General features: G+C 60.8%; 28 protein-coding genes. 4 read left to right on the top strand and 24 right to left on the bottom strand.

Translation table 11 applies throughout. The annotated features are described in order from the left end of the window. Positions 1 to 53: 53 nt before the first annotated feature. The 3 genes from GXB78_RS10750 to GXB78_RS10760 form a co-directional block, all read right to left on the bottom strand. Entirely contained in the window at positions 54 to 674 is a 621-nt protein-coding gene (locus GXB78_RS10750) for a 2-dehydro-3-deoxy-6-phosphogalactonate aldolase (RefSeq protein ID WP_329515367.1), read from the bottom strand. Between the two features lie 19 nt (positions 675 to 693). Beyond that, entirely contained in the window at positions 694 to 1,683 is a 990-nt protein-coding gene (locus tag GXB78_RS10755; RefSeq protein ID WP_329515368.1) for a 2-dehydro-3-deoxygalactonokinase, read from the bottom strand. A gap of 180 nt (positions 1,684 to 1,863) precedes the next feature. Continuing rightward, positions 1,864 to 2,346 carry a GNAT family N-acetyltransferase gene (locus tag GXB78_RS10760; protein ID WP_329515369.1) on the bottom strand — a complete coding sequence of 161 codons (483 nt, stop codon included), beginning with the start codon at positions 2,344 to 2,346 and terminating at the stop codon, positions 1,864 to 1,866. A gap of 225 nt (positions 2,347 to 2,571) precedes the next feature. On the opposite strand from GXB78_RS10760, the gene GXB78_RS10765 reads away from it, so the two are divergent. The 4 genes from GXB78_RS10765 to GXB78_RS10780 all read left to right on the top strand — a co-directional run bounded on the left by GXB78_RS10765 (position 2,572) and on the right by GXB78_RS10780 (position 4,422). Then, positions 2,572 to 3,249, top strand: coding sequence for an HD domain-containing protein (locus GXB78_RS10765; RefSeq protein ID WP_329515370.1), 678 nt, complete (start codon positions 2,572 to 2,574; stop codon positions 3,247 to 3,249). A gap of 84 nt (positions 3,250 to 3,333) precedes the next feature. Next, complete coding sequence (locus tag GXB78_RS10770; RefSeq protein WP_329515371.1) at positions 3,334 to 3,678, top strand: hypothetical protein; 345 nt, start codon at positions 3,334 to 3,336, stop codon at positions 3,676 to 3,678. Positions 3,679 to 3,722: 44 nt separating this feature from the next. Next, complete coding sequence (locus GXB78_RS10775) at positions 3,723 to 3,980, top strand: hypothetical protein (RefSeq protein ID WP_101156278.1); 258 nt, start codon at positions 3,723 to 3,725, stop codon at positions 3,978 to 3,980. 61 nt (positions 3,981 to 4,041) lie between these two features. Further along, on the top strand, positions 4,042 to 4,422 hold the full coding sequence (locus GXB78_RS10780; protein WP_329515372.1) for a Rho termination factor N-terminal domain-containing protein: 381 nt from the start codon (positions 4,042 to 4,044) through the stop codon (positions 4,420 to 4,422). Between the two features lie 181 nt (positions 4,423 to 4,603). Here the strand turns inward: GXB78_RS10780 and GXB78_RS10785 are convergent, their stop codons facing one another. The 21 genes from GXB78_RS10785 to fabF all read right to left on the bottom strand — a co-directional run bounded on the left by GXB78_RS10785 (position 4,604) and on the right by fabF (position 25,833). After that, on the bottom strand, positions 4,604 to 5,533 hold the full coding sequence (locus GXB78_RS10785; RefSeq protein ID WP_329515373.1) for a PfkB family carbohydrate kinase: 930 nt from the start codon (positions 5,531 to 5,533) through the stop codon (positions 4,604 to 4,606). Next, a complete protein-coding gene (locus GXB78_RS10790) occupies positions 5,526 to 6,992 on the bottom strand; it encodes a purine-cytosine permease family protein (RefSeq protein WP_329515374.1) in 1,467 nt (488 codons plus the stop codon). Before GXB78_RS10790 ends, GXB78_RS10785 begins: the two co-directional genes overlap by 8 nt. 202 nt (positions 6,993 to 7,194) lie before the next feature. Continuing rightward, positions 7,195 to 8,193, bottom strand: a complete 999-nt coding sequence (locus GXB78_RS10795) for an ADP-ribosylglycohydrolase family protein (protein ID WP_329515375.1) — start codon at positions 8,191 to 8,193, stop codon at positions 7,195 to 7,197. Continuing rightward, entirely contained in the window at positions 8,190 to 8,903 is a 714-nt protein-coding gene (locus GXB78_RS10800) for a GntR family transcriptional regulator (RefSeq protein ID WP_329515376.1), read from the bottom strand. Before GXB78_RS10800 ends, GXB78_RS10795 begins: the two co-directional genes overlap by 4 nt. Positions 8,904 to 9,435: 532 nt before the next feature. Next, positions 9,436 to 10,404: an L-arabinose ABC transporter permease AraH gene (gene araH, locus GXB78_RS10805; protein ID WP_042610738.1), complete on the bottom strand. Its 969-nt coding sequence runs from the start codon at positions 10,402 to 10,404 to the stop codon at positions 9,436 to 9,438. 12 nt (positions 10,405 to 10,416) lie between these two features. Further along, a complete protein-coding gene (gene araG / locus GXB78_RS10810) occupies positions 10,417 to 11,967 on the bottom strand; it encodes an L-arabinose ABC transporter ATP-binding protein AraG (RefSeq protein WP_329515377.1) in 1,551 nt (516 codons plus the stop codon). Between the two features lie 53 nt (positions 11,968 to 12,020). After that, a complete protein-coding gene (locus tag GXB78_RS10815) occupies positions 12,021 to 13,025 on the bottom strand; it encodes a substrate-binding domain-containing protein (protein WP_329515378.1) in 1,005 nt (334 codons plus the stop codon). A 276-nt stretch (positions 13,026 to 13,301) separates the two neighbouring features. Beyond that, on the bottom strand, positions 13,302 to 14,120 hold the full coding sequence (locus tag GXB78_RS10820) for an SDR family oxidoreductase (RefSeq protein ID WP_329515379.1): 819 nt from the start codon (positions 14,118 to 14,120) through the stop codon (positions 13,302 to 13,304). A 270-nt stretch (positions 14,121 to 14,390) separates the two neighbouring features. Continuing rightward, entirely contained in the window at positions 14,391 to 15,266 is an 876-nt protein-coding gene (locus tag GXB78_RS10825; protein WP_329515380.1) for an SMP-30/gluconolactonase/LRE family protein, read from the bottom strand. A gap of 134 nt (positions 15,267 to 15,400) precedes the next feature. Further along, on the bottom strand, positions 15,401 to 16,117 hold the full coding sequence (locus GXB78_RS10830; RefSeq protein WP_039760144.1) for a FadR/GntR family transcriptional regulator: 717 nt from the start codon (positions 16,115 to 16,117) through the stop codon (positions 15,401 to 15,403). A gap of 193 nt (positions 16,118 to 16,310) precedes the next feature. Beyond that, positions 16,311 to 16,871: a DUF1285 domain-containing protein gene (locus tag GXB78_RS10835; protein WP_329515381.1), complete on the bottom strand. Its 561-nt coding sequence runs from the start codon at positions 16,869 to 16,871 to the stop codon at positions 16,311 to 16,313. Positions 16,872 to 16,885: 14 nt separating this feature from the next. After that, positions 16,886 to 17,491 (bottom strand): DUF4823 domain-containing protein, encoded by a 606-nt coding sequence (locus tag GXB78_RS10840; protein WP_024013915.1) that lies wholly within the window; start codon positions 17,489 to 17,491, stop codon positions 16,886 to 16,888. A 166-nt stretch (positions 17,492 to 17,657) separates the two neighbouring features. Next, positions 17,658 to 18,626 (bottom strand): GTP 3',8-cyclase MoaA, encoded by a 969-nt coding sequence (locus GXB78_RS10845; protein ID WP_329515382.1) that lies wholly within the window; start codon positions 18,624 to 18,626, stop codon positions 17,658 to 17,660. A gap of 138 nt (positions 18,627 to 18,764) precedes the next feature. Next, the gene (locus GXB78_RS10850; RefSeq protein ID WP_329515383.1) at positions 18,765 to 19,403 is read right to left on the bottom strand and encodes a TetR/AcrR family transcriptional regulator; all 639 of its coding nucleotides are present in this window, start codon (positions 19,401 to 19,403) and stop codon (positions 18,765 to 18,767) included. A gap of 351 nt (positions 19,404 to 19,754) precedes the next feature. Further along, a complete protein-coding gene (locus GXB78_RS10855; RefSeq protein WP_329515384.1) occupies positions 19,755 to 20,546 on the bottom strand; it encodes a TatD family hydrolase in 792 nt (263 codons plus the stop codon). A 15-nt stretch (positions 20,547 to 20,561) separates the two neighbouring features. After that, on the bottom strand, positions 20,562 to 20,918 hold the full coding sequence (locus GXB78_RS10860) for a PilZ domain-containing protein (protein WP_016770983.1): 357 nt from the start codon (positions 20,916 to 20,918) through the stop codon (positions 20,562 to 20,564). A 42-nt stretch (positions 20,919 to 20,960) separates the two neighbouring features. Then, positions 20,961 to 21,944 (bottom strand): DNA polymerase III subunit delta', encoded by a 984-nt coding sequence (locus GXB78_RS10865; RefSeq protein ID WP_329515385.1) that lies wholly within the window; start codon positions 21,942 to 21,944, stop codon positions 20,961 to 20,963. Further along, positions 21,937 to 22,569 (bottom strand): dTMP kinase, encoded by a 633-nt coding sequence (tmk, locus tag GXB78_RS10870; protein WP_329515386.1) that lies wholly within the window; start codon positions 22,567 to 22,569, stop codon positions 21,937 to 21,939. The genes GXB78_RS10865 and tmk overlap by 8 nt, the downstream gene beginning before the upstream one ends. 19 nt (positions 22,570 to 22,588) lie before the next feature. Next, positions 22,589 to 23,770: an endolytic transglycosylase MltG gene (mltG, locus tag GXB78_RS10875; protein ID WP_329515387.1), complete on the bottom strand. Its 1,182-nt coding sequence runs from the start codon at positions 23,768 to 23,770 to the stop codon at positions 22,589 to 22,591. Between the two features lie 3 nt (positions 23,771 to 23,773). Continuing rightward, complete coding sequence (gene pabC, locus GXB78_RS10880) at positions 23,774 to 24,589, bottom strand: aminodeoxychorismate lyase (protein ID WP_329515388.1); 816 nt, start codon at positions 24,587 to 24,589, stop codon at positions 23,774 to 23,776. After that, a complete protein-coding gene (gene fabF / locus GXB78_RS10885; RefSeq protein ID WP_329515389.1) occupies positions 24,589 to 25,833 on the bottom strand; it encodes a beta-ketoacyl-ACP synthase II in 1,245 nt (414 codons plus the stop codon). The genes pabC and fabF overlap by 1 nt, the downstream gene beginning before the upstream one ends. Positions 25,834 to 25,900 lie beyond the last annotated feature (67 nt).

Consider the following 25,900-nt stretch of genomic DNA (forward strand, 5'->3'; position numbering starts at 1 on the left):
CTTTTGTAAATGCAGCTTTTATTAGATGCAGCGCACACAGCGCCAAAAAATTCTCAACGCAGGGCTTTCCAGGCAGCCACGTAGGCCTTGGCATTGACCTCCACTTGCTGCGGGGTCATGCCCGGTTTGAACAGGCCGGAACCGAGGCCGAAGCCTTTCACACCAGCGTCGATAAAGGCCTGCATGTTGTCCGGTGTAATGCCGCCGACCGGCGCGAGCACCGTGCCGGCTGGCAACACCGCGAGCCAGGCTTTGACGACGGCCGGGTTCATTTGCTCGGCCGGAAACAGCTTGAGAATGTCCGCACCCTCCGCCAATGCGGCGAAGGCTTCGGTCGGCGTGGCCACGCCCGGCGACAGGTACAGCCCCGCCGCTTTCGCCGCGCGCAACACCTTGGCATCGCTGTGCGGCATGACGATCACTTGTCCGCCAGCAGCTTTCACCTGCTCGACCTGCTCGGGGGTGAGCACCGTGCCGGCACCGATCAGGCAATCGGCGGGCAGCGCATCACGCAGGATGCGGATACTTTCGTACGGCGATGGGGAATTGAGCGGTACTTCGATGACGCGAAATCCGGCGGCGTAAAGGACTTCTCCGACAGCCGCCGCTTCCTGCGGTTGCAGGCCACGCAGAATCGCGATCAGACCGTTTTGTGCCAGTGCTTGCTTGAGCATGTCAGGCCTCCAGTCAGGGTTAACGGGATGAGGAATCGATCAGTCCGGCGGCACGCGCCAGTTGCCACAGGCCACGCTCGGTAGCCTGCTCGGCCAGCGTCACCCGAGCAAAGCCGCAGGCGTCGAGGGCACGGCGATAACGTGAGCACAGTTGCGCATTGCCGATGAGCACGATCGATGGAAGATTCGCTTGGTTGCGACGGCGCCGCTGCACATTGGCGAGCGCGGCCAGCTCATGGCCGATCATCAGGCCGGAGAGATAATCCGCTTGAGCGCTCGGGCTCAGTTCACCAGTGAGGCCGAGGGTGCGGGCGCTGAACAGGGTCGACAGCACGCCGAGCTCGGCATCCGCCGACAACGCGATTTGCACGCCGCGATCGAACGCCTGCGCATCGAAGGTCGCGCTCGGTTGTTGGGTACGGCCGAGGATGCTGTGCTCGCTGAGTACGGCGAAGACTTCGCCAGTCATGAAGGTGTCGAAATGAGTGATGCGGCCATCGACCACTTCCACCCATTTCGAGTGGCTGCCGGGGAGGCCGATCAGCAGGTCGTTACCCGCCTCGGCCGGCAGATTTTGCAGTACGCCAAGGACCTGGGTTTCTTCGCCGCGCATTACATTGGGCAGACGCGAACGCTGGATCACGCCCGGGACGATATGCACTGGCGTGCCGCGAAGACTGATAACGGTCTGTAGGGAGTTTCCGAGTTGGGCGACGTCGGCCGGCGTCTCGCAGTAAGCCGCTTCGCGCCAACCCTGGGCACTGCCGACCATACCGCAAGCGATCACCGGCAAATCCGGCTGCGCGTCGAGCCAGTCACCGCAGGCCCCGTCGAAGGCCAGTTCAAAACCATCGGCGCACTCGCGACCGTGGATGATTCGCGGGGTCTTGGGCAACTGCATGATCCCGGACGACAGCGCACGCTGCTCCAGCACCACACCGTCCGCCGCGAGTTTGTAAGCACGTAATGAGGTTGTCCCCCAATCGAGCGCGATCAATTGCGCCTGCATCGCTTCACCTGTTTTGTTTTTGGCAGTGAGTGCGACGGACTATAAACCCGGGCGAGCTAAAATCTCAATATATAAATATCAATCCCATATTTTGGGATGAAAACAAAAAAAGATCGCAGCCTTCGGCAGCTCCTACAGAGTGAGCAGAATCTGCCGACGGCTGCGATTTACTTTAGAAATTCAGTTTCCTTCGGCGAACTCGCGCAACACCTTGCCATCCATGCGATACCGCACCCACTCCTCCTGGGGTTGGGCGCCGAGGGATTTGTAGAATTCGATGGCCGGGGTGTTCCATTCCAGCACGCTCCATTCGAAGCGGCCACAGTCGTTGGCGCAGGCGATTTTTGCCAGGTGGCGCAGCAGGGTTTTGCCGGCGCCGCCGCCGCGTTGTTCGGGAGTGATGTAAAGGTCTTCAAGATACAGGCAGTTGCTGCCCAGCCACGTTGAGTAACTGAAGAAGAACACCGCGAAGCCGATCGGAAAGCCGTCGCGCAGGCAGATCAGGCCATGGGCGGTGGCGCCTTCGCCGAACAGGCTGCGTTCGATGTCGGCGACGCTGGCGATGACTTCGTGACGGGCCTTCTCGAAATCTGCCAGTTCGGTGATGAAGGCGAGGATTTGCGGCGCATCGCTGGGGGTCGCCGGGCGGATTTCGATCGTCATGGACGGGCCTTGTGTGCAAATTAAAGCGCCATACTAAGGCGCGCAGCGGCGCGCGTCACATGGCAAAACATACTGACCTGCCCAATTTGCTGAACACTGCTGCCCCTGTGGGAGCGAGCCTGCTCGCGCAAGCGTCCTTCCAGTCAGCCTCGAGTCAACTGACATAATGTCTTCGCGAGCAGGCTCGCTCCCACAGTTGATATCGCACTTTCTGAAAGGATGCTTATGACCGTTAAATGTTTTGCGCCGATGGAGACACTGGCATCAGCGCTGATTCGGCACGCACTGGAACCGTCAGACGACGGCGCCCACGACCTCGCTCACCTGCAACGGGTCTGGCACAACGCACGCACCTTGCATGCAACCGAAGGCGGCGATCTCGAGGTATTGCTCGCAGCGGTGCTGCTGCACGATTGCGTATCGGTCGAGAAAAACGCCCCGCTGCGCTCGCAGGCCTCACGACTGGCAGCGGACAAAGCGTCATCCGCACTGAAGGATATCAACTGGCCCGACGAGAAAATCAGCAAGGTCGCCCACGCCATCGAAACCCACAGTTTTTCTGCCAACATCACCCCGTTGACCCTCGAAGCGAAAATCGTCCAGGACGCCGACCGCCTCGACTCGCTGGGCATGCTCGGCGTTGCCCGAACCTTCTACGTTGCCGGACGCATGGGCTCGGCGCTGTACGACCCAGAGGATCCCGAAGCGCTTGAGCGCGAGTACGACGACACGCGTTTTTGCCTCGATCATTTCCAGACCAAACTGCTGCATCTCGCCAACGGTTTTCAGACCGCGACCGGCCAGCGGCTGGCGCAGATTCGCCATCAACGCCTGAAGGGCTTCATGGAGCAGTTCAAGGAAGAAATCGGCATCGTCCAAACAGCAAACACGCCACATCAATGAAGACCGTTCGTCGATCATCAGGCACCAATCCGTCTTCAGGGCTGACCAACCAAGGGTAAGGATTCCAATCACTGGAGAAGCCCTATGATCCCGTCAAGGTTGACCGCTTTCGTCTTCAGCGCCCTGCTCTGCCCTGCGGTGTTCGCCGCGTCGTCCACGGCAGCGGGCACTGGCCCAACCGATCCGACCCCGCCACGCGCGCCCGCCATCAACAGTGCCCCCGGTATGAACACCGATGGCTCCGGTGTGCCGCTGATCAATCAGCCGCCAGCCACCGGCACCGACCCGCGCACCCAGGGCAGCGATCCAGGGCGTCAGGGCGGCATGAACACGCCTGATTCTCCCGCCACTCCCCCTGACAATGCCGGCCCGGGTGTCGGCTCGAAAACCACCACCGGTGGCTCCGGTTCCGAAGGTGCCGGTCAGTAGTTCGCCGACGCGAGCGCCCTATTCACTCCCATGAAGAGGTAACCATGAACGTCGACAAAGACCTGGAAAAAGAAGTTCTCACCCGCCTGCTCCACGCCCATCCCAATGGCCTGGGCAAGGAGGTGCTGGATAATTACCGGGGCGAGAAAGTCGTGGCCAGCGCCCTCGCCTCCCTGCAGGATCGCGGGCTGATTCACCATGGTCATGTGACCTGCAGCGAAGCGGGCGAACACTCGCTGAACCTGCCGATCAAGCTCAGTTCAGCCGGCGTCGAAGCGGCGCGCAAACTGGATCTGCAGTAGTGCCAAGCCGCTCGCCGTCGAAACGGCGAGCGGCCGGATCCGCAACTTGAGGAGAAATCCCATGCCTCGTGGAAGCAAAGACAAATACACCAGCGAACAAAAGCGCAAGGCCGAGCACATCGAAGACAGCTACGAGAAAAAGGGCGTGTCGAAAGATGAAGCCGAAGCTCGCGCCTGGGCGACGGTGAATAAGCAATCCGGCGGCGGCGAGAAGTCCGCTGGCTCGGGGCGCAAAAAACCGGCGAGCGCCAAGTCGCAAGAGCGCAAAGAGTCATCGCGCCGCGCGGTGGCCAGTCGCAAGGGCCATTCGCGCAACAGCGAAACTTCGAAGGATACGCAGACGGTCGATAGCCTGATGAAAGAGGCCCGGGCGAAGAACATTCCGGGGCGCTCGTCCATGCGCAAGCAGGAATTGATCGAGGCGTTGCGCAAGGCGGGCTAGAACGACGCCCACCGTAGGAGCTGCCGAAGGCTGCGATCTTGATCGTTCCCACGCTCTGCGTGGGAATGCAGCCGGGGACGCTCTGCGTCCCAAAAGATCGCAGCCTTCGGCAGCTCCTACAGGAGATTTGTGTACGACACAGATCCGATGTAGGAGTGAGCCTGCTCGCGATAGCCATTTATCAGTCGCCGCAGGACTCGCGGATAAAAGCATCCACCTCAGTCGTCCCCGGCGAAGTCGCAGGCCCCCATCGAGTCACCGCCAGCGCTGCCGCCGCATTGGCTCGCCGCGCCGCTTCCAGAGCATCCAGCCCCTGCGCCAACCCAGCCACAAACACCCCGGCATGCGCGTCGCCAGCGCCATTGCTGTCCACTGCTTTCACAGCGAATCCCGGCACCTGCCGACGTTCGCTGCGCTGCTGAATCCAGCAACCCTGCGGCCCGTCGCGCACCACCATCAACACGCTCTCGGGCAGAAGCCTGGCAAGACGATCCATCGCCGCGCCAATCTCATCAGCCCCGGTAAACCGCAGCGCTTCGACGCTATTGCTGGTCCACACATCAATGCGTGGCAGCAACGTCTGCATCATCGGCGCATCAGGCGATTCCACCAGCGGTCCCGGATCGAACACCACATTAATCGATGCCGGCAACGCCAGTGTCCAGTCGAGCAACGCCTGCGCCTTGCCCTCATGCAGCAGGCTGTAACCACTGAGATAAACGTAATCGCCGGGCTCGGCTGCCACGCTGTTCAGGTCCTCCTCGGTCACCTCGCCTTCGGCACCGATGTAGGAAATGAAACTGCGTTCCGCCGAGGCATCGGTCAGCGCCACACACAAACCCGTGTCGCGCTCGGCCGGTTCGCGGATGCCGATGCAGATACCTTCCGCCTGCATCGCTTGGCGCGCCAGATCACCGAAACGTCCCGTGCCATGGCGACCGAGATAGACCACCGGCAAGCCGTTACGCACCGCCGCCGCCATCACGTTGAAACCGCCGCCGGCTTCGAACCCTGCCGACTGCGCCAGCACGTCGCCGCCAATCTGCGGCAGTTTTTCCACGGCCATGACCAGGTCGATGATCACCTGGCCGGTGTGCAACATCTTAGGCATGAGCATTCTCGGATTGCGCGGCGCGACGATCCTTCGCGCCGCCGAGTATCAGATAAAGGCCACCGGCGACGACGAAGGTCACGATCCAGCCGAGGCCGTTGTGGCCCAGCCAGGAGTCGGACAGAAAGCCCTTGAACCAGACGTTTTCCGCCGTGGTGCCGATGGTGGTGAAGCTGAAACCGAGCACAATTGCAATCGCCCAGGCGCCGAACGCGCGCCATTCGATGCCGCCGCGATACCAGTAGGCGCTGCTCGGGCTGACGTCGAGCAGGTCTTTGGGGCTGTAGTAGTGACGGTGAATCAGATCAACGACGAAGATCCCCACCCACGCAGTGATCGGCACTGCCAACAGGGAAATGAAGGTGATGAACGGGCCGTAGAAACTGTCGGCGATCAGCATGAAGTAGATCGAGCCGGCGAAGATCGCGACGATGTCGACCACCACCGCGTACACGCGTTTGACCTTGAGGCCGAGGGTCAGCGTGGTCAGTCCGGCGGAGTACACCGACAGGTTGTTCGACAGCAGCAGGCCGCCGAACGCGGTGATCAGGTACGGCACGGCCATCCAGGTTGGCAGCATGTCGCGGATCGCCACGATCGGGTCAGTCGCCGACGCCAGGTCATTGTTGCCCACCGAGAGCAAGCCGCCGAGGGTGATCAGCAGCACCAGCGGAATGCCCGCGCCGAACGCCGCCGACGCCACCAGCCGCACCGCCTTGACGCTGCGGTGCTGATAGCGCGACATGTCGGCACCGGCGTTGGCCCAGCCGATGCCGGTGCCGGCAGCCATGGTGCCGATACCGATGATCATCGCGCTCAGCGGCGCCGGCGTGGCGTTGAACACCGCACTCCAGTCGATGGTTGCGCAGAGAAAACCACCGACGAGAATGTTCAACGCACCGAACACGTAGGTCGCCCACTTCTGAATGACCAGCAAGGTCGCGTGGCCGAGGCCGGACACCGCCAACGTCAGCAGGACGAAGATGGCGATAAAGATCAGCGTCAGTATCGGCGCACTTTTCGCCTCGACCGGCGAGCCGAACAGGATCGAACACAGCGACAGCAACACGAACGCTGCGGTGGTGGTGTTGACGGTTTCCCAACCCAGACGCGACATTAGCGAAACCAGCGTCGGGCCGATGTTGCCGCGTACGCCGAAGATCGCCCGCGACAGCGTCAGGCTCGGTGCGCGGCCGCGACGCCCGGCAATCGAGATGATGCCGACCACGGCAAACGAACCGGCGGCACCGAGGATCGCGACGATGATCGCCTGCCAGATCGCCAGCCCGCGAAACGCAACCAGCGTGGCGCCCAGCGGCAGGCCGAGAATGGAAATGTTAGCGGCGAACCAGACCCAGAACAGTTGCAGCGGATGACCATTGCACTCGGCTTCCGGCACCGGCTCGATGCCCCGGGTTTCCAGTTGCCCGACGCTTTGCCCGGCGGTTGATGAACTCATGAAGATGCTCCTGTTTGCCTTTTTTGTGGTTGTGGCAATGATGCAAAACGACAAGACAATCGGCCTTCCGAGGCCTGTCTGTGCGATCCATTGCTGTGTGAATTCTTTAGAAATGCGCCGCCCCTTTCGCGAGCAGGCTCGCTCCCCCAAGGAAATGCATTCCAATTGTGGGAGCGAGCCTGCTCGCGAAGAGGCCAGCCAGTCAACGCAAGGCCAAAAGCCCCTGCACCAATGGCTCGAGCTCGAGTTGATTAACCGCTTTCACCGTCTCGATCATCTGCTGCGGCCAGCACTCAAGCCCCAGGCAGGCCCCGAGCATGGCGCCGAGAATCGCCGCAATGGTATCGGTGTCGCCACCCAGACTGGCAGCCATGCACAGCGCTTCAAAAGCGCTCATCTCACCAATGGCTACCTGCTGCGCCAGGGCGAATGAAACTACCACCGACTCCTGCGACGCCACCGAAGTACCGATCACGTCATAGAGCAGATCGGCGAGCAACGCTTTGTCGCTGTCGACACTGATGCTGCGCGCCCAGCTGATCCGCGAGGCGATGCGCCCACCGGCAACCCAGTGCCCGTGGACTTCGGCTTGCTGGGCAATTTGCTGGCCGAGGTTCAGCGCTTCGCCGAGATCGACGCTGTTGATCCCGGCCGAGACGACCGCCGCCACCGCTGCTGCGCTGGAAATCCCTAATGTGGTGTTATGAGTCACCTGGCACGCCTGCACCACTGCTGCGATAAAACGCTCGGGATCGGCCACGTTCGCAGCGATCCCCACCGGGGTGATGCGCATCGCCGCGCCGTTGGTGGTGCCGTAGCGCCCGGCTTCTTCCGGGGAATGCCCGGCGAGGATCATTTCAATGGCGCGCTTGGTCGAGGGCCCGAGCAAATCCTGCGAGCCTTTGGCCTGCATCTCGGCTTCCCATTCGATCAGGCGCTGGGCGAGAACTGCCGGCTCGATGCGGCCCTGACCTTCGACCAGCAACTCGCCCACCAGAATGGCCTGTTCGGTGTCGTCGGTGATCGAGCCCTTGGGCATGTTCGCGGCGATCGGCTGCAAGGGACCTGCGTCCTGCAGATCGGTGATCTGGCCGAAGCGCGCCTTGATGGTTTCGCGATTTAGCGATTGGGTCGGCATGCCCAGCGCATCGCCCAGGGCCAGACCGTAGAAAGCGCCAAGCGCACGGTTGAGCGCGGTCATTTCGATTCTCCGAATTGCAGGTGCAGACGAAAGTGCACCGGATCGAGCAGGCTTTCGACCTGCTCCATGAAACGGTTCTGTCGGTCGTAAGTCGTGCGCAGCGCCTTGAGGAACACCGTGCCGACCGGGCGACCGAGCAGCTCGGCGTCTTCGGTATTCAGCGGCTCGGCGCCGATCCACTGATCGCCGCGCTCGCCGATGTAACCGTAGGCGGCCAGGGTGATGGTCAGGGAATTATCGATCAGACCGACGCGAGGCAGGCTTTCCAGGCCGCCGTTGGCCGGCATCAATGCACGTTCCAGAGACACCAGCGTACCGTCGGTGGCGCGCCGGCGACGATCGAGGGTAATGAATTGATCAGTGCCGAAGCGCACCAGCAGATCTGGCCGGGTCACGGCTTCGAGGCGCAAAACCTCGGTATTGATCAGCGCCCCGCTGTCGGCCAGCGCCTGCGCCCAGCCGCTGCGCTGATCCAGCGCAACCCCGTCAAAGGTGACGATGGAGCCGACCCCGCTCTGCGTGGCAATGTACTTGCGCCGCTTCAGTTCGGCCAGCGCCTCACGCAAGGTGCCACGGCTGACCTGGAATTCCTGAGCCAACTGATGTTCGCCGGGCAACAGGAAACCGTCCTCCAGGAGGCCGCTTTCGATGCGCCGGACGAGCTCGTCGACCACCCTTTGTTTCTTGTCGAATCGTACCTGTCTAATCATGTACAAATTGATAACCGAAACGGGTGCGGGCGAGCAAGGAAAATCTCGGGGAAGAGACAGAAGGTTGAAAGTCAAAAGCACCCTCACCCTAGCCCTCTCCCGGAGGGAGAGGGGACTGAATGGGGGATGCTCAAGAGGTATGCCGACCTGAAAGTGCTTCGCCGAATCCATAATCGACGAGAGCTTTCAGGTAGACGGATTACGCAAGACACCTCGGTCGGCCCCCTCTCCCTCTCCCGGAGGGAAAGGGAAAGGGATGCTCAGGAGATACGCCGACCTGATATTGCTTTAGCGAATCCACAATCGACCCAACCTTCCAGGTCGATGTAGACCGCAAGACACCTCGGTCGGCCCCCTCTCCCTCTCACGGAGGAAAGGGAGAGGGTGAGGGATGCTCAGGAGATACGCCGACCTGATATTGCTTTAGCGAATCCACAATCGACCCAACCTTCCAGGTCGATGTAGACCGCAAGACACCTCGGTCGGCCCCCTCTCCCTCCGGGAGAGGGCTGGGGTGAGGGTAGCTTTGACCTTAGCGTTGCTTCAGGCGGTCAATGACCACGGCCAGCAACAGGATCGAACCACGAATCACATACTGATAAAACGTATCGATGTTCTTCAGGTTCATCGCGTTCTCGATGATCGCCAGAATCAACACCCCGGCAATCACATGGCGGATCATGCCGATGCCGCCGCTCAGCGAAACCCCGCCCAATACGCAGGCAGAAATTACCGTCAGTTCAAAACCCTGACCAATCATCGGCTGCCCGGAGGTCATCCGCGACGCCAGAATCACCCCCGCCAGCGCGCCGATCACACCGTGCACGGCGAAGATGATGATCTTGGTGCGGTCGACGTTGACGCCCGCCAGCAGCGCCGCTTCCTGGTTGCCACCGATGGCCATGGTGTTGCGCCCGTAGGTGGTGTAGTTCAGCAGCCAGCCGAAGAACAGGAAGCAGACAATGGTAATCAGGATCGGCACCGGCACGCCGAACAGCTGGCCATTGCCGAAGACGAAGAAGGATTCCTGCGAAACGCCGACCGCTTTGCCGTTGGCGAAGATATAGGCCAGACCGCGAACGATCTGCATGGTCGCCAGGGTCGTGATCAACGCGTTGACGCGCAACTTGGCAATCACGATGCCGTTGATCAGCCCGACGATCAGGCCCATCACCAGTGCCGCGCTGACGCCGAGGAACACGCTGTTGGTGTCACGCATCACCACCGCCGCAACCACGCCGGCACAAGCGATGACCGAGCCGACCGAGAGGTCGAAGTGCCCGGACGCCAGGCAGTAAAGCATGGTGCACGCGGCGATGCCGGTGGTGGAAATCGCCAGGCCCAGACCTCGCATGTTCAGCGGCGAGAGGAAGTTGTCAATCAGCAGCGTGCAGGCGACGAAGATGCCGATCGCCGCCAGCAGCATGACCCAGTCATCGAGGAAGCGCCGCATGTCCAGGGGTTTGCGCTCGGTCGGCAGGGTTTCGTTTTGGGTAGTCATCATAGTCACCTCTCAGTTCGCCACGCCGTCAGCGCGGTGGCGTGGCAAAGCCAGTTGCAGCAGGTTGGATTCATTGGCCTGGTCGCGGCTGACTTCGCCGCGCAGGGCGCCTTCGCACAGCACCAGGATGCGGTCGGAAATACCCATCACTTCCATCAGATCGCTGGACACCACGATCACCGAAATGCCGTCGGCGGCGAGGTTATGGATGATCTGGTAGATCTCGGCCTTGGCGCCGATGTCGATGCCACGGGTCGGTTCGTCGAGCAGCAGGACTTTCATCGGCATCGACAGCCAGCGGCCGAGAATGGCCTTCTGCTGGTTGCCGCCGGAAAGGAACTTGATCTGCTGGCCAGCGTGCGGGGTTTTCACTTTCAGGGCTTTGATCTGCTTGTCGGCGTTGCCCTTTTCCCACAGGCCGCGAATCAGGCAGCCAAGCCCGGAGTGCGCACCGCGTGCGCTGATGTTGATGTTCTCGGCGACGCTGGCCAGCGGGATGATGCCTTCCTTCTTGCGGTCTTCCGGGCAAAGGAGAATACCAGCGGCAATCGCGTCACGGGGCGAGCGCAGTTTCAGCTCATGGCCGCGTAATTCGAGGCGCCCGGCAGTGTTGCGCTCCAGGCCGCTGAGCAGGCGAAACAGCTCGGTGCGCCCTGCCCCGACCAGCCCGAACAGGCCAAGGATTTCGCCCTTGTGCGCTTCGAAACTGATCGGCTCGCGCAGGCCCGGGCCGAGCAAACCATCGACCTTCAGCGCCACGGCACCACGCGGGCGATGACGGTAATCGTAGATGTCCTGAATGTCGCGACCGACCATGCAGGTCACCAGTTGATCGTGGGTCAGCTGGCTCATGTCTTCAAACGTGCGCACGTAGCGGCCGTCCTTGAACACCGTCACGGCGTCGCAGATGCGGAACACTTCTTCCATGCGATGGGACACGTAGAGCACGACTTTGCCCTCGTCGCGCAGGCGCCCGATGATCGCCATCAAGCGATCGATCTCGCGTGCCGAGAGGCTGCTGGTCGGTTCGTCGAAAGCAATGACGTGGGCGCCGCGCGACAGCGCCTTGGCGATTTCCACCAATTGCCGCTGGCCCAGCGACAAGCGCCCGACTTTGGTCTGCGGATCGATTTCGTCGGCCAGGCCTTTCAAGCAATTCAAGGCTTTCTGGCGCAGCTCACTGCGATTGATCAAACCGAAACTGGCCGGCAGATGGCCGAGAAACAGGTTCTCGGCCACGGTCATTTCCGGAACCAGATGCAGTTCCTGGTGAATCACCGCGACGCCGCTGCCAATGCTGTCGGCAGTCGACTTGAACGCCATCGCCTGCTCGCCAATCTGCAGTTCGCCGCTGCTCGGAATATAGGCGCCACCGAGGATCTTCAGCAGCGTCGACTTGCCCGCACCGTTCTCGCCCATCAAGGCATGAACCTGGCCCGGGTGGGCGACGAAGCTGATGCCATCGAGCGCTTTCACGCCGGGAAAGGTCTTGCCGATCCCGTTGAAGCGCAGGCTGCCGCTGGCGCCATGGTGTTGTTCTTGTGTCTGTACTTGCGCGTGCATAAAGCCACCTCTTCACACCGAAAAACAGCCCGGCTGCCCGGGCCGTCGCTGCCTCAGTTCCACAAGCCGATTTTTTCCAGCTCTTGCTTGAAGTTTTCGCGGGTGATCAGGGTGACGTCATCCATGGCGGTGTACTTCGGCGGTTCTTTCCCGGCGGTGATCCACTCGTACATCATCTCGGCGGTCTTGTAGCCTTCGATGTGCGGACTAGGCAGCATCGAACCGAAGAAGCCGCTGTTAGGCTTTTTCAACTCGCCAATGGCGTCGGTGCCATTGATGCCGATGCCGATCACGTTGCTCGCGGCGAACCCGGCCGCTTCGGTAGCGCGCACGCCGCCGAGCACGGTGTTGTCGTTCATGCCGCCGATAATCAGGTTTTTCGCTGCACTCGGCAGTTTCACCAGCGCCGAGTTGGTGGCGTCCATGCTGCCCGGGACGTCGAGGGTTTTCAGTGCGGCGAAGAGGATATGGTCCTCCGGCATGCCGGCCTTCTTCAGGGCATCGACCGAGCCGTCGGTGCGTTTCTTGCCGGTGTCGAGTTCGTTGTAGGTGTTGACCACCGCGTAGGTGTCTTTCCAGTCCCAGTTACGCTTTTTCGCTTCGGCAGCCATGGCGGCGCCCTGCTTCTGGCCGACTTCGAACGCGGCCATGCCCAGGTACGGCACGTCTTCCATGAATTTGCCGTTGGCATCGACAAAACGGTCGTCGACGGCAATCACTTTCAGGTCGTTGAGCTTGGCCTTGGCCATAATGGCCGGGCCGAGGGACACGTCCGGCGGGCAGATCACGAAGCCCTTGGCGCCGTTGGCAGCCAGGCTGTCGATGGCCGAAAGGGTTTTTTCGCCATCAGGCACAGCGATCTTGATCAGTTCGAAGCCCTTGTCCTTGGCGGCTTTTTCGGCGAAAGCCCATTCGGTCTGGAACCAGGGTTCTTCGGCCTGCTTGACCAGGAAACCGATCTTCACCGCGTCGGCGGCGAGCAGCGCACTGCTCAGGCTGAACGCAGTGACCGCCAGGGCAGTGCTGCACAGGGTGCGAATCCCGAAACGACGTTTCATTTGATGACTCCTTGTTATTTTTTTGAGCAAATTAAACAGCTTGTGGCGAGGGAGCTTGCTCCCGCTGGGCTGCGAAGCGGCCTTAAACCGGTTACCTCGGTCAATCAGACACACCGCATAGCCCGAATTTACGACTGCTGCGCAGCCGAGCGAGAGCGAGCTCCCTCGCCACAGGTGTGGTGGCGTGACACGTACTGCTGCAAAGCTGGTTAAAAATAGTCATATCGTATGATGATTGGATTTCAAGCGTAGTTCAGCGCTGGAAATTCGTTTTATTCAGTCGTGGTACATCACCGAACGACCACCATCGATGGTGATGCACGAGGCGTTGATAAACGGTGCTTCATCGCTGGCCAGAAACACTGCCGTCATGGCCACTTCGATCGGCTGGCCGATGCGCTTGGGCGGATGCAGGTCGAAGGCGCGCTGCCTCTCGGCGTGCGGATCGGCAAAGCCGTTCCAGTAGTCGACGTTCAGCTGCGTTTCGATGTAGCCCGGCGCGATCGCGTTGACGCGAATGCCTTTGGCCGCGTATTCGATGCCGAGCGCGCGGGTCAGGCCGAGCAAGCCGTGCTTGGCCACCGGGTACGGAAAGCAGCCGGGAATGATGTGGCTGGAATGGGTCGAGGCGATGTTGATGATGCTGCCGACGCCCTGCTCGATCATCTGCGGCAGCACGGCTTTGCAGCCATACCAGGCGCCGTCCAGATCAATGGCGAAGCAGCGGCGCCAGTCTTCTTCGGTCATCTGCAGCGGATCGCGGAACACATTGACCCCGGCGCAATTGACCAGCACATCGATGCGGCCATGCAATTCCACGGCGCGTCGGGCCAGGGCGTGCAGATCCTGCTGATTCGATACGTCGACCTTGAGCGCTTGCACGTCATGGCCCTGACCGCGCCAGTGCGCGGCGACCTGTTCGACCTTGTCAGCCTGGATATCGCTGATCAGCAGTCTGGCCTGCTGCGAGGCGAAGGCGGCGACGATGGCTTCGCCTATACCCTGAGCGGCACCGGTCAGCAGCACGACCTTGTTTTTCAGGCGTTCGCCTTTCGGCGGCGGCGGCACGGCAGGCAATGTCAGCGCTTGAGGCATGACTCAGGCCTCCTGCGCGCAGACGCAAAAAAACCGGGCATCGGTCGATGTCCGGTTTTCACGGTTTGGGAAAAGAAACAGGCAAGCGTCGCCAACGGCATCGAGCCGTGGCGAAAGGCGGATCCCGCTTGCGCGGGCGGCAAGAATTCGCTGCATCACTTCACCTGTTTTGTTCTTTTTAAGTGTGAGTGCGTGTTACTGCTGAAGCCGACTATAAACCCGACCCGCAAATAATCTCAATATATAATTTTGCATCCCATATTTTGGGATTTAACCGGCAAAACGCGTACAGAGTTTTCCTGCAACATCAACGCGCATGCTCAGCACCGCACCATCGAGCGGATGGTTGAGCGGACTTTTTGCACTGGTGATGTACAAGGTTTTCAGGTCTTCACCACCGAATACGCAACTGGTCGGGCGACTGACCGGCAGATCGATTCTGCGATCCACTTGCCCGTCCGGCGTCAGGCGCAACAGGCAACTGCCGTCCCAGCGCGCGTTCCACACATAGCCTTCGGCATCCATGGCCGAGCCGTCGGGGCCGCCGTGCTGATCGGATGAATAGAAGACCTGTGGCGCATCGAGACTGCCGTCGGTGCGGATGAAATATCGATTGAGTGTGCTGTCGAGACTTTCGCCGAACAGCAGCGTGGTGCCGTCGTCGCTCCACAGCAGGGTGTTGGGAATGCCCAGACCGAGCAGCAGTGGCGTGACGCGTTGATCGGGATCGATACGGAAAAGGCCACCGGAGCGACGCACGATCGGCAAATCCTCGCCGTGCTCGCCGATGTTGTTCTGCATAGTGCCGAGCCACAAGCGGCCCAAGGCATCGCAACGGGCTTCGTTGGGTCGGTTGCCGGGTTGCGGGTCGGCGACGCAGAACAGCGTCAACCGTGGCTCGAGCCCGGGAGAATCGAGATCCAGTCGATAGACGCCACTGCTCAACGTCACCAGTGCATCGCCGCTGGCGCAGGGAATGAACGCGGAGATGTGCTCGGGCATTTGCCAGATCTGCACGTTCTGGCCGATCAGGCGCAACGCTTGCTTGCCGGCGATATCGACCCAGTACAACGCCTGGGTCGGCGCATCCCAGAACGGGCCTTCGCCGAGTTGGGCGCGGTGTTGGGTCAGGGCGGTGCAGGTCATCTGGAATCCTTCATTTTCTTGTTGTTTCGCAATGCAGGAGTGAGCCTGCTCGCGAAGCGGCGTGTCAGTCATTGATGATGTATCTGACCTGACGCATTCGCGAGCAGGCTCGCTCCCACAGGGGATTTTCGATCTTAGCTGGCTTTCCGGTCGGCCATGACTTTCGGGTAAAAGCGTTTTATCGCCAGATCGGCATTGTCGATCAAGGTCATGCACGCCCATACGCCACGGGTCGAATCCCGTGCGGCGATGGCGTCGGCCATGTCTTTGTGGATCGGCAAGGTGCGGCGCAGTTCATCAGGGTCGGCGGCTGAGACTTCGAACGACACCGCCAGCAACGCGCCGAGGGCCGGGACCATTTGCTCGATGAACTGGTTATGGCTGGCGGCCAGGATGCATTCATGAAAGGCCTGGTCGGCGCGGTTGTAATCGATGCCGCTGTCGACCGCACGTTCCAGTGCATTGAAAGCCAGTTGCACCGCTTCGATCTGCTCCGGCGTCGCCCGCTCACAAGCCCAGCGCACCGCCATTGGCTCGATGGTGCGGCGCAAGTCCAGCAGGTCATCGACGAAGTTTTCCGGCAGGCCGTTGCGCGACAACCAACCCACCACTTGCGGATCGAACAGGTTCCAGCGCCGCACCGGCAAAACACGCGTGCCGACTTTCGGCCCGACTTCAAGCATGCCTTTGGCGACGAGGGTTTTGATCGCTTCGCGAATCACCGTACGGCTGACACCGAGCTGCTCGCCCAGATCCGCCTCGACCTTGATGGTCTGCCCCGGCTTGACCTGGCCAGCGGCAATCCAACTGCCCAGCCAGTCAACGGTCGACGCATGAAAGCTGCTGGACATGAACACCTCAAGGCGAATCGCAATGGGTGCCTACGCTAATCATCATACGAATAACAGTCAATCGGATTTTTTGCGACCGGCACAAACCATTGTGGGAGCGAGCCTGCTCGCGAAAGCGTCGTGTCAGTTCACATTGATTGCGACTGATACACCGCGTTCGCGAGCAGGCTCGCTCCCACATTTTGTTTTTGTGTCAGGGTTCGAGACCGATACGAAAGAACTCGCCGCCGCTCCACACGCCAAGCCAGCGCTGACCATCGATCTCGCGACTCACCGCCAATTCCACCAACTGATAGAACACATTGCGGTGAATCAGCGCTTCCAGATTGCTGCGCACATGCACATAAGGCGCAGGCTCCTGGGTTTCAGGATCAATCTCGACGCGAATCGGATGGTCAGCCCCCGCCTCGGTGGTTTCCTCGACATTGGTAGTGAAGCGCAAAAGCTGCGCCTCACCCTCGCCCTGCACTTCCACGGCAACCGCCACGAACGGCGCGTCATCGACCTTGATGCCGACCTTCTCGACCGGGGTGATCAGGAAATAATCATCGCCATCGCGGCGGATGATGGTAGAGAACAATTTGACCATCGGCTTGCGCCCGATCGGCGTGCCCAGGTAGTACCAGGTGCCGTCGCGGGCGATGCGCATGTCGATTTCGCCGCAGAAATCCGGGTTCCACAAATGCACCGGTGGCAGGCCTTTGGTCTTGGGAATCTGTCCCAGCAGGTCATTGGCTGTTTGCGGGTCACTCATGGCGTACTCCTTGATTACTGGTCGCCGATCCCCAGCAGGCTGCGTGCGTATTGCGCCAGTGGCGGACCGATGAGGTCTTCGGGTTTGGAGTCATGGAACGTCAGTAAACCGCCACGACTCTTGATCCGCGCAGTATCAATCAAATACTGGGTGCTGGTCTCGATCAACATGATCTGAATCACGCCGCCATCGATACCGAGGCGATCCACGGCTTCCTGATCCAGCCACTCGTCGGAGTTGCCGATGCGGTCGTCAGCCTTGGCAAAACGTGTGTAGAGCAGGTAATGCGCGCCGGCATCGCGAGCTTCGCCCATGGCCTGATCGAGGCCTTCCGGGGCTCGGGCGCGGCGGACCATCGGGAAGTATTCGACAAAGCCCTTGAAGGCTTCTTCGGCGACCACGTTCGGCCGCGGATAGGAACCACCCGGCGGTGCGAACGCGCCCTGGGCGATGAAGATGAACGAGTCCGGCTGAATGCGGATATTGTTCACCCGGCGGCTGTCGCTGTGGTCCAGAAGCCCCGCATCGCTCATGTGATAGCGAGTGCCTTCGGCCATATCGCTGACATTCATGCAGCCGCCAAGCGCCAAAACGGCCAGCAGCAAAACCAGGCTACGCATCCTATTCCTCCAGAAGCCGGTGTCGGAAAACCGGCGAATGGCCGTTGGATGCAGCTTTTGCGCCAGCTCGACAAATTCAGTGTTAGAGGCATTCGCGAGCAGGCTCGCTCCCACAATTGAAATGCAATCCAAATGTGGGAGCGAGCCTGCTCGCGAAGGCGGTTAATCAGCCGCCAATGATCTTCATGACGGTCGCACCACCGGAGAACGCCACTTCCTGCTTGTCACCCAACGCCTTGACCAGCAAACGTTGCAGCGCCGGCAACGCCTGATGTCGCGGCTTGTCGAGCAGATCGCCGACATAGTGGCGGTTGCTCGACGACAGGCAGCCATGCAGCCAACCGGTCGACGACAGGCGCAAGCGCGAACAGGTGCGGCAGAACGGCACGCTTTCGTTGGCGATCACGCCGAAGTTGCCGCGACCGGGAATCGTATAGCGCACAGCGGTCGCATCCACTGGCGCGTCGGTCTGGGCGTATTCATAACGCTCGCCAATCAGGCCGAGCAACTGCTCAAGGCTGACGAACTGCTGCAGAAAGGCATTCGAGTCCTTGGCCAGGTGGCCCATGCGCATCAGCTCGATGAAACGCAGCTCAAAACCACGTTCCAGGCAGTAATCGAGCAGCGGCATGACCTGATCAAGGTTCTGCCCGCGCAACGGCACCATGTTGACCTTGATTTTCATCCCGGCGGCGGCAGCCTGATCCATGCCATCGAGCACGCTGGCCAGATCGCCGCCACGGGCAATGCTGCGAAAGGCAGCGGCATCAAGGGTATCGAGGGAAACGTTGATCCGGCGCAGACCGGCATCGACCAGCAGCGGCAATTTTTTCGCGAGGAGTTGACCGTTGGTGGTCAGGCTGATGTCGTCGAGGCCCATCTGGCCGACGGCAGTCATGAACGATTCGAGTTTGGGGCTGACCAGCGGCTCGCCGCCGGTGATGCGCAGGCGCTCGATGCCGGCCGCTTCGATCAGGTATTCGACGCCGCGCGCCATGGCCTCGGCTGACAGCTCATCCTGCGCAGCCACCAACCGCTTGCCGTTGGGCACGCAGTAGGTACAGGCGTAATTGCAGGCAGAGGTCAGGCTGATGCGCAGATTGCGAAAACGCCTGCCTTGACGGTCAACGATCATGAAACACTCCGGCGAAAGAAAATCGAGCGCGCAAAACTTGACTGAGAAATCAGGTTTTAGCAAGCCCTATGCCTGAGTATATTCCTGCGCTATTGCGCCATGTTGCGAAAACATGGCGCAATCATCGCGCTGAATGACTTATGTGCTCGGCGCTTCCGGATCGCGCTTGCGCTTGTTGCCCATCCGCACGCCGATGTCCATCAGGAACTGGAAGAAGCCTTCCTGATCTTCCAGCACATTGCTCCAGAACGGCGAGTGGTACAGCGCCACCGCGCCGTGCACCAGCGCCCAGGATGCGCAGTAGTGGAAATACGGCGGCACGTCTTCGAGCTTGCCTTCACTGATGCGGCCCTTGATCAGCAGCGTCAGGCGTTCGAAGTTCGAGGCACGGATCTTGTGCAGCTCCTCGACCATCTCCGGCACCTGATTGCCCTTGACCACTTTCTCTTCGAGGCGGTCGAACAGGCGATAGCGCTGCGGGTCGCGCATGCGGAATTCGAAGTAGGCGCGGGACAGCGCTTCCTTGTCCTTGTCGACATCGGCCGAATGCAGCAGCTCGTTCAGATCGCGCTCGTAGTCGAGCATCAGGCGCAAGTAGATCTCGGCCTTGGATTTGAAGTGCTTGTAGATCGTGCCTTTGCCGATACCCACGGCATCAGCAATCATCTCGACGGTGACACTGTCTTCACCCTGGTCGAGGAACAGCTTGAGCGCGGTATCGAGAATTTCCTGCTCGCGGCGACGAAATTCACGGACCTTACGAGGTTCTTTATGCATAAGAAAAAGGTCTGAAGGGTCAAAATTCGAAGCCGCGTATTATGCCTAACTTGCACAAAAAAGCACGGTTCATCGACCAAATCTGTGTTTCTTGTTCATTTTGAGAACGATTCGACTGCAATGAGAACTCAACTGAAGCAAACGTATTCCAAATTTGTTTAAAAACCCCGACCGGCTCACTGGACTGCACGCCAGACTGATCAATACTTGAACTGTCGGGCGACATCTCCCCCAAGTGTCGCGCCGGTAAAGGTACCAACGGACCGCGTGCCTTTGTTTTACTCCTAATGGTCTTAACCCGGATTCACCCCCCAGAACCCGGGTTTTTTTTGCCTGCGATTTGGCCAGCTGTCATACGGCAGATTTAACACTCGCCAGCGGGAACAGGCGCTTGAAGTTTTCCGTGGTCTGCTCGGCAAAGCGCTCGTAGTTCTCACCACGCAGCATCGCCAGAAACTCCGCAACTTCGCGCACATATTGCGGCAGGTTCGGCTTGCCGCGATACGGAATCGGCGCCAGGTACGGCGAATCGGTTTCCACCAGCAAGCGATCGGCCGGGACTTTGCTCGCCACATCGCGCAAAGCGTCGGCGTTGCGGAACGTGACAATGCCTGACAGGGAAATGTAATAGCCCATGTCCAGCGCCGCTTTGGCCATGTCCCAGTCTTCGGTGAAGCAATGCAGCACGCCGGCCTGGGGCAACGCCGCTTCGCGCAGCAGTTGCAAGGTGTCGGCACGGGCGCCGCGAGTGTGGATGATCACCGGTTTGCCGGTCTGCTGCGCCGCTTGCAGGTGCAGGCGAAACGATTCCTGCTGCAACTCGGCGGCTTCCGGTTCGTAGTGATAATCGAGGCCGGTCTCGCCGATCGCCACCACTTTCGGGTGGTTGAGCTCGTGCAACAACCAGTCAAGCGCTGGTGCCGCGCCCGGCTGCACATCCAGCGGATGCACGCCGACCGAGCAATCGACGTCGGCATAACGCTCGGCGAGGGCTTTGACGTCGGCGGCGTTGTCGGCGCTGACGCCGATGCACAGAAAATGTCCGACCCCGCGCTCACGGGCCGCAGCGAGTGCGGCATCCAGCGAGCCGTCGTGGGCGGCGAGGTCGAGACGGTCAAGGTGACAATGGGAATCTACGAGCATAAAAAGGACTGCAACTTACATCGTATGAGTGGGACGGTCGGATTTCAGCGCTCCGGCCAGATGAGTTTCGATGCGACTGCGCGCGGTGTCGTCGCCGTCGTTGAACTGCACGCCGACACCGGCGGCGCGATTGCCTTGTGCGCCTTTGGGGGTGATCCAGGCGACTTTGCCGGCGACCGGAATCTTTTCCGCTTCATCCATCAGGTGCAAAAGCATGAACACCTCGTCACCCAACCGGTAGCTTTTGTTGGTCGGGATGAACAGGCCGCCATTCTTGATGAACGGCATGTAGGCGGCGTAAAGCACCGACTTGTCCTTGATGGTCAGGGACAGGATGCCGTTACGCGGCCCCGGGCTGACAGGTTCAATCATGTTCACCTCCACTGCTGATCTTCAGAGTCTAGGTACACATTCTCATCTTTGACCAGGCAATCCCACCCATTGCACCAACAACGCTTCCAGCAACAGGGCCGGATTGAGGTTGGCCTTGCTCAGCACCTTCTGCCGCTGGGCGAGAATCCAGTCCTGGATCTCCAGCACTTTGCCCTGCGCGCTTTTCTGCGCCAGATATTGCACAACCTTGCGCATATCGGCCAGGCCGAGGCCGGCCTCATCCTGGGTCAGTTGATAACGCAGAATCAGGCTCGACCAGTCGCAGAACCAGTCGAACAGACGCAGCATCGGAATGCTTTTCCACTCTTCCGCAAGCTGCGTTGGCGATTGCTGGCCCTTGAGCAACTTCTTCACGCCTTCGACCACCTGCGCGCGCTGTTCACGCACGCCCTGGGATTGCAGGCTGACCGCCATCAACGGCGAGCCGGCAGCGAGGGTCAGCAGTTCGACGCGTTCTTCTTCGGCGCAATCCGGCAGCGCCTGAGCCAGCCACTCCAGGCTCATCGCCTCGTTCGGCAACGGGCAGGCCTGCTGCACACAACGGCTCTTGATGGTCGGCAGCAAACGGCTCGGCTGATGGCTGACCAACAGCAGCACGGTATCGCCGGACGGTTCTTCGAGGCTTTTCAGCAAGGCGTTGGCAGCGTTGATGTTCATCGACTCGACCGGCTCGATCAGCACCACTTTGCGCCCACCGAGCTGCGCGGTCTGCACAACGAAGCTGACCAGATCACGAACCTGATCGACCTTGATCGCCTTGTCCGCTTCTTCCGGCTCCAGAATGTAATTGTCCGGGTGACTGCCGGCCTTGAGCAGCAAGCAGGATTTGCACTCGCCACACGCCTCGGGGGTTGGCCGCTGGCACAGCAGGCTGGCCATCAGACGTTCGGCAAGCGCACGTTTGCCGATCCCGGCAGGGCCGTGCAGCAGATACGCGTGGGCGTGCTGACTGCGTCCGGCCAGTTGCTGCCAGAGGTTGTCCTGCCATGGATAGGCCTCAGCCACGGGCCAGCTCCAGCAGATTCGGCAGCAAGGTGTCCAGCGATTGCTGGACCTTGGCCAATGGCTGGCCGGCATCGAGGCGCACATAGCGCGAAGGGTCGGCTTCGGCGCGTTTCAGGAACGCATTGCGCACGTCCTCGAAAAACGCCCGGCCTTCGAGTTCGAAACGATCAAGTCGACCACGGGCACTGGCACGGGCCAGACCAATTTCCACGGGCAGGTCGAAAATCAGCGTCAGATCGGGCCGCAAGTCGCCCTGCACGAAAGTCTCCAGAGTGGCGATGCGCTCCAGCGACAAACCACGACCGCCGCCCTGATAGGCGTACGTCGAGTCGGTGAAGCGGTCACACAGCACCACCGCGCCACGGGCCAGCGCCGGGCGAATAACCTCCGCCAGATGCTGGGCGCGTGCGGCGAATACCAGCAACAGCTCGGCGTCCGGGTTCATCACTTCGTCGGCCGGGGTCAGCAACACGTCGCGAATCCGCTCGGCCAGCGGCGTACCGCCGGGCTCACGGGTCAGTACCACTTCGATACCGGCGGCGCGCAGGCGCTCGGCGAGGTATTCGCGGTTGGTGCTCTTGCCCGCGCCTTCCGGGCCTTCCAGGGTAATAAACAAGCCAGTCACAGGCAGTCCTTCATCAAAGTCATTGCGCGTTCTGCGGTGCAGCGGCGTCCGGTTCCGGGGCTGGCGCAGGTTCTTGCGGCGGCATTTGCGGCAGCGCCTCGGACGCGGTATTCGGCGAGGCTGCCGGAATCGCCTCATCGTTTGCTGGCGCTGTTTCCGGGGTGGTCGCTGGCGCAGGGCTGGAGCGGTAATCGGCACGGCGCTTGAGCTGGTACTCGCGCACTGCGTTGTTGTGCGCATCCAAATCATCGGAGAACACATGGCTGCCATCGCCACGGGCGACGAAGTACAGGCTGCTGCCTTCCACCGGATTGAGCGCGGCGTGAATCGCCTCGCGCCCGACCATGGCAATCGGCGTCGGCGGCAAGCCGGGAATCACGTAGGTGTTATAGGGCGTCGGTTCTTTCAGATGCGCGCGGGTCAATTTGCCGGTGTAGCGATCGCCGAGGCCATAGATCACCGTCGGATCCGTCTGCAGCTGCATGCCCAGTGCCATGCGCCGTACGAAAACGCCAGCAATCTGCCCGCGCTCCTGCGGTACGCCAGTCTCTTTTTCGACCAGCGAGGCCATGATCAGCGCTTGATAAGGTTCGCTGTAAGGCACATCGGCAGAACGCTGCGCCCATTCTTTGGCGAGCACTTCGTCGAGACGCTCAAAAGCCTTTTTCAGCAACTCGGCATCGGACATGCCACGCACGAAACGGTACGTGTCCGGGAAGAACCGACCTTCAGGGAACAAGCCTTTGTGGCCAATCTTCGCCATGACGTCGCTGTCGCTCAGACCGTTGAGTGTCTGCTCAAGCTTGTCGTCCTTGGCCAGGGCGGCGCGCACTTGATGAAAAGTCCAGCCTTCGACCAGGGTCAGGCTGTACTGAACCACGTCGCCGCGCTTCCATGAATCGATCAGACCGTTGACGGTCATTCCCGGCTGCATGCGGTACTCGCCGCTGTGAATCGGCGTACCGGCGAGATTGAAGCGCCAGTAGACACGCAGCCAGAACGCGTCCTTGATGACGCCGTCGGTTTCGAGCTCAAGGAAGGTACGCGTCGGTGTAGAGCCTTTCGGCACATCCAACAGTTGTTCCTGCGGGATGTTCAGGGGCTGTTCCAGTGCCGAATGAATTTTCCAGGCGCTGGCGCCCAACAGCAGCCCTGCCAGAACCAGTCCGGTTTCCAGCAGCAGCAAAAGTTTACGTCTCACGAATCAAGCATCCAGTAGCGCGCGGGCAATGGTTTGCAGTTTACGGGTGAGCGGGCCAACCGGCCAGCTCAGTGCAGCACAGGCGCGTACCGGCCAGACGCCATAAACGCTGTTGCAGACAAACACTTCATCAGCCCATTGCAACTGTTCGAGGCTGATATCAGCGATTTGCGTGGGGATGGCCAGTGACTCGGCCTGAAACAATATTTCCGCGCGCATCACCCCGGCGACGCCGCAGCGCTTCAAGTCGGGCGTGATCAGACCACCGTCGCGCACCAGGAAAATATTGCTGAACACGCCTTCGACGACGCGCCCGGCCTGATCGAGCATCAAGCCTTCGGCGTGATCGCCGTCCTGCCATTCGGCGCGGGCGAGCACCTGTTCCAGTCGGTTCAGATGTTTGAGCCCGGCCAGCAGAGGTTGCGTGGACAAGCGGGTGTTGCAGGGAAACAGGCGGATGCCGTGTTCGGCGTGAACAGCGGGATAAGCCGCCGGCGGATTGCCTTGCAGAATGCGCCGGCCCTGTGCCGCGGGGTCGGGCGCATAACCGCGCAAACCGTCACCACGAGTGAGGATGAGCTTGAGCACGCCCTCGCCCATCGCTGTCGCATAGCTGAGCAGCTCGTGGCGAACCAGCTCGAGATCCGTGGCAATGGCCAGACGCGCGCAGCCATCGGCCAGACGCGTCAGGTGTCGATCCAGCAGGATCGGCCGACCACTGTGCACAGCAATGGTCTCGAACAGACCATCACCGTAAGCCAGGCCGCGATCTTTCAGCGACAGCGCGTCAGCCGGTTGACCGTCGACCCAGCTGTCCATCAGCCAGCGAACCGGCGGAATGCCAGAGTGCCGTTGGTGCCGCCAAAACCGAAGGAGTTGGACAGTACGACATCAATGTCTATGTTACGCGCAGTGTGCGCGACGAAATCGAGATCGCAGCCTTCGTCCGGCTCATCGAGGTTGATGGTCGGCGGTGCCACTTGGCTGTTGATCGCCAGCACGCTGAAGATCGCCTCGACCGCGCCCGCCGCACCCAACAGGTGGCCGGTCATCGACTTGGTCGAGCTGACGGCCAGTTTGTAGGCGTGATCGCCGAACACCGATTTGATCGCATTGGCTTCGGCGAGGTCGCCGGCCGGGGTCGAGGTGCCGTGGGCGTTGATGTACTGCACCTGATCGACATTGATCTTCGCGTCGCGCAGGGCATTGGTGATGCAACGCGCGGCACCGGCGCCATCGGCGGGTGGCGAGGTCATGTGAAACGCATCGCCACTGGTGCCGAAACCGATCAGCTCGGCATAGATCGTCGCACCACGGGCCTTGGCATGTTCGAGCTCTTCGAGAACCAGCGCACCGGCACCGTCGGACAGGACGAAACCGTCACGGCCCTTGTCCCATGGACGGCTGGCGCGGGTCGGCTCGTCGTTGCGGGTCGACAGTGCACGGGACGCGCCGAAGCCACCCATGCCAAGACCGCAAGCGGCCATTTCCGCGCCGCCGGCAATCATCACGTCGGCTTCGTCGTACATGATGTTGCGCGCAGCCATGCCGATGCAGTGCGTACCGGTGGTGCACGCGGTGGCGATGGCGTAGTTGGGTCCCTGTGCGCCCAGATGGATCGACAGGAAGCCGGAAATCATATTGATGATCGAGCCAGGCACAAAGAAAGGCGAGATCCGCCGTGGGCCGGTCTCGTGCAGGGTGCGGCTGGTTTCTTCGATGTTGGTCAGACCGCCGATACCCGAACCCATGGCCACGCCAATGCGTTCACGGTTGGCATCGGTGACTTCCAGACCGGCATTGCGCACGGCTTGAAAGCCTGCGGCGAGGCCGTACTGAATGAACAGGTCGAGCTTGCGCGCTTCCTTGACCGACAGGTATTCCTCGACATTGAAGCCTTTGACCGAACCGCCGAAGCGGGTCGAATAGGCAGAAAGGTCGGTGTGTTCGATCAGACCAATGCCACTGCGGCCAGCCAGAATGCCCTGCCAACTGCTCGGCACATCCGTGCCCAGTGGCGACAACATACCCATACCGGTGACTACGACGCGTCTACGCGACACAGCACTCTCCTTTTTCAAATGACGACTTTGCATCAGGCCTAAAGAAAAAACCGCACGCCATGATGGC

Source organism: Pseudomonas moraviensis subsp. stanleyae, assembly GCF_036283065.1.
Taxonomy (GTDB): domain Bacteria; phylum Pseudomonadota; class Gammaproteobacteria; order Pseudomonadales; family Pseudomonadaceae; genus Aquipseudomonas; species Aquipseudomonas stanleyae.

Bases quoted from the DNA above. Each gene is read 5' to 3' on its own strand.
- GXB78_RS10750 (WP_329515367.1), bottom strand. From the start codon at position 674: ATGCTCAAGCAAGCACTGGCACAAAACGGTCTGATCGCGATTCTGCGT.
- GXB78_RS10755 (WP_329515368.1), bottom strand. From the start codon at position 1,683: ATGCAGGCGCAATTGATCGCGCTCGATTGGGGGACAACCTCATTACGT.
- GXB78_RS10760 (WP_329515369.1), bottom strand. From the start codon at position 2,346: ATGACGATCGAAATCCGCCCGGCGACCCCCAGCGATGCGCCGCAAATC.
- GXB78_RS10765 (WP_329515370.1), top strand. From the start codon at position 2,572: ATGACCGTTAAATGTTTTGCGCCGATGGAGACACTGGCATCAGCGCTG.
- GXB78_RS10770 (WP_329515371.1), top strand. From the start codon at position 3,334: ATGATCCCGTCAAGGTTGACCGCTTTCGTCTTCAGCGCCCTGCTCTGC.
- GXB78_RS10775 (WP_101156278.1), top strand. From the start codon at position 3,723: ATGAACGTCGACAAAGACCTGGAAAAAGAAGTTCTCACCCGCCTGCTC.
- GXB78_RS10780 (WP_329515372.1), top strand. From the start codon at position 4,042: ATGCCTCGTGGAAGCAAAGACAAATACACCAGCGAACAAAAGCGCAAG.
- GXB78_RS10785 (WP_329515373.1), bottom strand. From the start codon at position 5,533: ATGCCTAAGATGTTGCACACCGGCCAGGTGATCATCGACCTGGTCATG.
- GXB78_RS10790 (WP_329515374.1), bottom strand. From the start codon at position 6,992: ATGAGTTCATCAACCGCCGGGCAAAGCGTCGGGCAACTGGAAACCCGG.
- GXB78_RS10795 (WP_329515375.1), bottom strand. From the start codon at position 8,193: ATGACCGCGCTCAACCGTGCGCTTGGCGCTTTCTACGGTCTGGCCCTG.
- GXB78_RS10800 (WP_329515376.1), bottom strand. From the start codon at position 8,903: ATGATTAGACAGGTACGATTCGACAAGAAACAAAGGGTGGTCGACGAG.
- araH (WP_042610738.1), bottom strand. From the start codon at position 10,404: ATGACTACCCAAAACGAAACCCTGCCGACCGAGCGCAAACCCCTGGAC.
- araG (WP_329515377.1), bottom strand. From the start codon at position 11,967: ATGCACGCGCAAGTACAGACACAAGAACAACACCATGGCGCCAGCGGC.
- GXB78_RS10815 (WP_329515378.1), bottom strand. From the start codon at position 13,025: ATGAAACGTCGTTTCGGGATTCGCACCCTGTGCAGCACTGCCCTGGCG.
- GXB78_RS10820 (WP_329515379.1), bottom strand. From the start codon at position 14,120: ATGCCTCAAGCGCTGACATTGCCTGCCGTGCCGCCGCCGCCGAAAGGC.
- GXB78_RS10825 (WP_329515380.1), bottom strand. From the start codon at position 15,266: ATGACCTGCACCGCCCTGACCCAACACCGCGCCCAACTCGGCGAAGGC.
- GXB78_RS10830 (WP_039760144.1), bottom strand. From the start codon at position 16,117: ATGTCCAGCAGCTTTCATGCGTCGACCGTTGACTGGCTGGGCAGTTGG.
- GXB78_RS10835 (WP_329515381.1), bottom strand. From the start codon at position 16,871: ATGAGTGACCCGCAAACAGCCAATGACCTGCTGGGACAGATTCCCAAG.
- GXB78_RS10840 (WP_024013915.1), bottom strand. From the start codon at position 17,491: ATGCGTAGCCTGGTTTTGCTGCTGGCCGTTTTGGCGCTTGGCGGCTGC.
- GXB78_RS10845 (WP_329515382.1), bottom strand. From the start codon at position 18,626: ATGATCGTTGACCGTCAAGGCAGGCGTTTTCGCAATCTGCGCATCAGC.
- GXB78_RS10850 (WP_329515383.1), bottom strand. From the start codon at position 19,403: ATGCATAAAGAACCTCGTAAGGTCCGTGAATTTCGTCGCCGCGAGCAG.
- GXB78_RS10855 (WP_329515384.1), bottom strand. From the start codon at position 20,546: ATGCTCGTAGATTCCCATTGTCACCTTGACCGTCTCGACCTCGCCGCC.
- GXB78_RS10860 (WP_016770983.1), bottom strand. From the start codon at position 20,918: ATGATTGAACCTGTCAGCCCGGGGCCGCGTAACGGCATCCTGTCCCTG.
- pabC (WP_329515388.1), bottom strand. From the start codon at position 24,589: ATGGACAGCTGGGTCGACGGTCAACCGGCTGACGCGCTGTCGCTGAAA.